This is a genomic window from Microcella sp. (assembly GCF_033763155.1).
Lineage (GTDB): Bacteria > Actinomycetota > Actinomycetes > Actinomycetales > Microbacteriaceae > Microcella.
Map to the genome: position 1 here is coordinate 1 of NZ_JANRKZ010000180.1, position 5,577 is coordinate 5,577.

Below are 5,577 nucleotides of genomic sequence, written 5' to 3' on the forward strand. Positions count from 1 at the left end.
GCGGGACGACGAGTGGGGCGGCAGCCTCGAGAACCGCGCGCGACTGCTGCTCGACATCGTGCGCGCCGTGCGCGCGGCCGTCGACGTGCCGATTCTCGTGCGCTTCTCGGCCACCGACTGGGTCGACGACGAGTGGCTCGAATCGCATGGCTTCGCCGAGGCGGGAGTGGCGGGCTGGAACGAGCACGACACCGCGATCGTCGCCGCCTGGGCGCTCGACGCGGGCGCCGACCTTTTCGACATCTCAACCGGTGGCCTCGTTCGGGCTCGCATTGAGACGGGCCCCGGCTATCAGGTTCCGTTCGCCGAGACCGTGCGCCGCGAGGGCAACGTGCCGGTCAACGCTGTTGGGCTCATCACTGAGGCCGCACAGGCCGAAGCGATCGTCGCCACCGGCCAGGCTGACGCCGTCATGATGGGGCGTGAGTTCATGCGCGACCCGCACGCCGCCCTGCGCTTCGCGCGCGAACTCGGCGCCGAGGTCGACGGCGCACCGTTCGGCACGCCGCCGCAGTACCTGCGGGCCTACCGCTAACGGCCCGTCGGCTACGGGCAGTCGTAGTAGTACGCCCAGGCCTTCTCGGCGTTGATGATCTCGACCTTGAAGCCCAGCACGTTGGTGACCGCGGGCGGAGCCGGAGGCGATGAGGGCGAACCGCCGCTGCGGTACCAATATCCGTCGCCAACCTTCACGCACCCGTAATACCAGGGCACCGCGCCCCAGGCAGCGACGATGGCCGCTGACGCTTCTTCTTTGGTGTACCACCCCGTCGTGTCGACTGGCGGTTTGTCGGTCTTTTCGGGCTGCGGTTTGGTCGGCGGCTTCGACTCGGTGTTGGGCTTGCTGTTCTCGGCCTCTTGAGCGGCAACCGCCGCCTGGTGCGACGACTCGGCCGACGTCAGTGCGGCTGCGAGTGCCGCGAGTGCGTCACCGACGCCCTTTCCGCCGTCTCGAGCCGTCGAGAGCTTCGCCAGAGCGTCGATGACCTTCTGACGAATCTGCTCGCCCGCGAGGTTTGCCGCGGCAAGCCGAGCCTCTGCAGCGGATGCCGCAAGGTCAGCCAGGTTGTCGAGAGCGGCCTGCGCGTCGGCGGTGGACGCCGTCACCGCATCGATCTCGTCCTGAACCTCTGACGTCAATTCCGTCGTCTTCGTCGCAGCAAGAGTCAAGGCGAGCAACTCAACGAGTCGCGTTGCCTCGTCGATCACCGCTTGGTCGACGAGCCCGGCTCCGACGACGAGCGATGCCCGAAGGTCTTTCACGAGCGCGTTGCCCGAGGCGACGACCTCGGCGTGCTGATTCACCGCGGTCTTGTATTCGGCGGCGGCGACTCGTTCGGCCTCGGCTTGTTCGGCCGCAGCGACCTGCAGTGACACGACGGTGGCGCTGGCTGCCCCGCCTCCCAAGACCAAGGCAGCGGTCACTGCGATCGCGAACGTCAGCTTTGTGCGATTACCCCACCACCGCGTGCGCGCGGTTGATTCCTCCATCGACACTGATTTCCCCCCTCGAACGAGCCCTCGTGAACGACACAAGAGGTTGCCTCAAGAGTACGGGCGAGCATCACCGCAGTACAGTGCCTCTTTCTGGGAATTCGCGCACAAGCGCCGTTTGGGCTGATGCGTCAGCGGGATTCCAAATGGTACGCTATCCGGTACCACTGAGGAGGGCATTGTGACCGCGATCAGCGCCACCGAAGCGCGCAAAACGCTCTTCGGGCTTATTCAGCAGGTGAATGACGACCACACGGCCGTGGAGGTGGTCTCCAAACACGGCAACGCAGTCATCCTGTCGAAGGCCGATTACGACGCGATGACCGAGACGGCCCATCTGCTGCGCAACCCGGCGAGCGCCGAACGTCTGCTTGCCTCGATCGAGCGCGCCCGCCGTGGAGAGTTCGAGCAACACGACCTCGTCGACCTGTAGACCAGTCGAGGCATGAGTCGAACTGTCTCCTTCGATCCGAACGGGTGGGAGGACTACGTCTACTGGCAGACGCAGGATCGCAAGACGCTCCGGCGCATCAACCAATTGATCACCGATGCGCTCCGGGATCCGTTCGGCGGAATCGGCAAACCAGAGCCGCTCAAGCACATCCTGAGCGGCGCGTGGTCACGACGAATCGACGACACGAATCGCTTGGTCTACTTCGTGACCGACGACCACATCGTGATCCTGCAGGCCCGCCAACATTATTGACGCGAGGCCGACACCGCTCAACGCTGCTGACTACTCTGGTCATCTACCGCGGGCCGCGTGGAGCAAGACTCGCAAGGCTGATGCGGTCTCCTGAGTGAACTGCGCGCTGCCCACAGCGAACCACGGAAAGCTCTCGGCAATAACCGAGAAGACCAGGGGCTTTTCGAAGTTGCTCAGACGAATCGCAATGCCGGGCCCCGGTACAACGCGCTTGTGCATGTCGAAGTGAACGACAGTGATGTCCTCAACGGATTCCCAATCGAATCGTGTTCGGAGGGTCGGACGGAAGAAGCCGGCCACGAGGTGAATGCCGTCTGGCGTTGCAACGAGAACCGTCGAAATCGCGCTGAGACGAGGAAACCCGAAAAGCGGACCTCTCCACTCTTCCGACGCAGCGAAGTTCCAGAAACCGCGGATCACAGCTCGATCAGCTGGCGCTGTGCGATGAAGTCGGCGCTGATTCAGCTTTCCGGGAACCCCCAAGACCAGAAACCCGAGAGAGAGGGCAGTCACGCCAAGATAAATGAGTCCCAGTGACGCGGGAAGCTCGGCCCACATTCGCTGAACGTCAGAATCACCGACAGATCCCGCGAGACGCACCTGTCTGTTGACAGAAGTCAGCTCGATCGCCGTGCCTCCAACCAGCAACATGACCCAGATACCGAACCAACGACGAAGGGTCATCGCGGGTCCATAAGGCCGACCGTCATGCCGTGAACCTAGCGCCCGCCGCGCTGCGTCGCGTCGTGCACCTCTCCGACGAGCTCTTCGATGATGTCTTCTAAGAAGAGCACGCCGGTCGTGACGCCCTCGGCGTCGACCGCTCGAGCGACATGTGCACCCGATCGGCGCATGATCGCGAGGGCATCTTCGAGGTCAGCCGACGCCAAGATCGACACGAGCCGGCGAATCCGCTTGGGCGGCACGGGGTCGTCGAGCTCGTCGTCGGGCAGGTCGATGACATCTTTCAAGTGCAGGTAACCCGAAGGCTCACCCGACTCGTCGAGCAAGACGTAGCGGCTAAACCCGCGCTGGGCAACCGCGCGCTCGACGTCGAGGGCGCTCGCGTCGTCGGGCAGCGAGGTGAGGGCATCCATCGGCAGAGCGATATCGCTCACGATCTTGGTCGTGAATTCGAAGGCCGCGGCGAGCGCTCCCGTTGTGTCGTCGAGCACGCCTTCGCGCGTCGAGTTGCGCACGATTGTCTCGACCTGCTCGAGCGTGAACGCGCTCTCGGCTTCGTTCTTGGGGTCAACGCGGAACAACCGCAACACGCCGTTCGCGATGGCATTGAGGGCACGGATGACCGGCGACAGAATGCGCGACACCAACACGAGCGGCGGCGCGAGCAACAGCACCGCGCGAGTCGGCAACGAGAACGAGAGGTTCTTCGGCACCATCTCGCCGAACACCACGTGCAGGTAGGTGACGATGAGCAGTGCCATCGTGAAGGCGATGCCCGCGATCCACTCGGCGTTCAAGCCCGTGAGCCCGAGCGGAATCTCGAACAAGTGCTTGATGGCCGGTTCTGAGACGTTGAGGATCAGCAACGAGCAGATCGTGATGCCTAGTTGGCACGTCGCGAGCATGAGCGTCGCGTGCTCCATGGCCCACAACGAGGTCTTGGCAGCGCGCGAGCCAGCCTCGGCGCGCGGCTCGATCTGCGAACGCTTGGCGGCGATGACGGCGAATTCGGCGCCGACGAAGAAGGCGTTTCCGGCCAAGAGCACGACGAGCCAGGCGATGCCCCACCAGTCTGCTTCGGTCATCGGGCCTCACCTCCCGCGGTTGCGGGGTTCGGCAACGTGATCTCGCCCGTGGCGAGGGGGGTAAAGCGCACGCGGTCGATGCGGCGGCCATCCAATCGTTCAATGCGGAAGGTGCCTGATGCGATCTCGACCGTGTCGCCGACTTCGGGCAGGCGGCCGAGCTCGGCCATAAGGAATCCGCCCACGGTTTCCCACGGACCGTCGTCGGGAACGGTCACACCCGCGCGATCGGCGAGCTCGTCGGGGCGAAGGATTCCGGGAAAGGTCAGCCAGTTGCGCGAGCGCACGACGTCGACGCGCGCGCGGTCGTGTTCGTCGCTGACCTCGCCCACAAGTTCTTCGACGAGGTCTTCGAGCGTGGCGACTCCGGCGGTTCCGCCGTATTCGTCGACAACAATCGCCATTTGGTAGCCGCGACCACGCAACTCAGCCAGCAGGGTGTCGAGCATCATCGTCTCGGGAACCCGCAAGGCTTCGCTCTGCAGGGCCGACGCAGGCACGTCGGCGCGACGGTCGCGGGGAACAGCCACGGCCTGCTTGACGTGCACGATGCCGACGATGTCGTCGATCGACTCGTCCATCACCGGAAAACGCGAGTGACCCGTCGTGCGCGCCAGGTCGATGACGGCCTGGGCACTGTCGCCACGCTCAACGGCCGCCACGCGCGGGCGCGGCGTCATGACGTCTTGCGCGGTGTGCTGCGAGAACGCGAGCGTGCGCGAGAGCAGCGTGGCGGTGTCGTTATCAAGTCGACCCTCACTCGCCGAGCGGCGCACGAGCGAGGCAAGTTCTTCGGCCGTGCGAGCACCGCTGAGCTCTTCTTTCGGCTCGACCCCCATCGCCCGCAGAATCGCATTGGCCGAGCCGTTGAGCACGGCGATCGCGGGCCGAAACACGGTCGTGAACGCCCACTGAAACGGCACGACGACCTTGGCCGTTTGGCGCGGCAGGCTCAGCGCGAAATTCTTGGGCACGAGCTCGCCCACGATCATCGAGAGCAACGTGGCGATCACAATGGCCGTGATCGAGCCGACGACGGGCACGGCACCCTCGGGCAGACCGATCGCGCGCAAGGGGTCGGCGAGCATGCTCGAGATCGCCGGCTCCATGAGAAAACCCGTGAGCAGCGTTGTCAGCGTGATGCCCAGTTGTGCGCTCGAGAGGTGCGTCGAGGTGATCTTGAGCGCCGCAATCGTCGGGCCCAGGCGCTTTTCACCCCGCGCTTGGCGAGCTTCGAGCTCGGAACGGTCGAGGTTGACGAGCGCGAATTCGCTCGCGACAAAGAATCCGGTGCCGATGGTCAGCAGCAGGCCGGCGAGCAGCGAGATCCACTCAGCGCTCACGGCGGCCCCCGATCATCGGCGAGGGTCTATGGCTGGGTTCGTCAGGGGCGGGCGAACGGCCCGTACTAGGAGGCTCCATAACAGCCCCACTATACGGTGCCGCGAGGAGCAACCGCCTGTGGGGTCACCACGAAACCGGTAGAGCCTTACCTTCGTCGTACCCCGCGGCCGACTGCGTGCCGACGACGGCGCGCTCGTGAAATTCCGGCAACGTGGATGCCCCCGCATACGTCATCGACGACCGCAGCCCCGACGTGATCATGTC

At 64.8% G+C, this 5,577-nt stretch carries 7 protein-coding genes; 3 read left to right on the forward strand and 4 right to left on the reverse strand.

Annotated features, from left to right (window positions below; all coding sequences use genetic code 11):
* Positions 1-535, forward strand: a 535-nt coding sequence (locus SFU54_RS07555) for a tRNA-dihydrouridine synthase (protein ID WP_319015673.1), incomplete at its 5' end; no start/stop codon positions are given.
* 11 nt (positions 536-546) lie between these two features.
* On the opposite strand, the gene SFU54_RS07560 is transcribed toward SFU54_RS07555, so the two are convergent.
* Positions 547-1,425 (reverse strand): hypothetical protein, encoded by an 879-nt coding sequence (locus tag SFU54_RS07560; protein ID WP_319015674.1) that lies wholly within the window; start codon positions 1,423-1,425, stop codon positions 547-549.
* 250 nt (positions 1,426-1,675) lie between these two features.
* On the opposite strand from SFU54_RS07560, the gene SFU54_RS07565 reads away from it, so the two are divergent.
* Entirely contained in the window at positions 1,676-1,927 is a 252-nt protein-coding gene (locus SFU54_RS07565; RefSeq protein ID WP_319015675.1) for a type II toxin-antitoxin system prevent-host-death family antitoxin, read from the forward strand.
* 12 nt (positions 1,928-1,939) lie between these two features.
* Positions 1,940-2,200: a Txe/YoeB family addiction module toxin gene (locus SFU54_RS07570; RefSeq protein ID WP_319015676.1), complete on the forward strand. Its 261-nt coding sequence runs from the start codon at positions 1,940-1,942 to the stop codon at positions 2,198-2,200.
* A gap of 39 nt (positions 2,201-2,239) precedes the next feature.
* On the opposite strand, the gene SFU54_RS07575 is transcribed toward SFU54_RS07570, so the two are convergent.
* From SFU54_RS07575 to SFU54_RS07585, 3 genes are read right to left on the reverse strand one after another with little or no spacing between them, the layout of a single operon-like run.
* Positions 2,240-2,884 (reverse strand): hypothetical protein, encoded by a 645-nt coding sequence (locus SFU54_RS07575; RefSeq protein WP_319015677.1) that lies wholly within the window; start codon positions 2,882-2,884, stop codon positions 2,240-2,242.
* Positions 2,885-2,919: 35 nt separating this feature from the next.
* A complete protein-coding gene (locus tag SFU54_RS07580) occupies positions 2,920-3,969 on the reverse strand; it encodes a hemolysin family protein (RefSeq protein WP_319015678.1) in 1,050 nt (349 codons plus the stop codon).
* Complete coding sequence (locus SFU54_RS07585; RefSeq protein ID WP_319015679.1) at positions 3,966-5,312, reverse strand: hemolysin family protein; 1,347 nt, start codon at positions 5,310-5,312, stop codon at positions 3,966-3,968. Before SFU54_RS07585 ends, SFU54_RS07580 begins: the two co-directional genes overlap by 4 nt.
* Positions 5,313-5,577 lie beyond the last annotated feature (265 nt).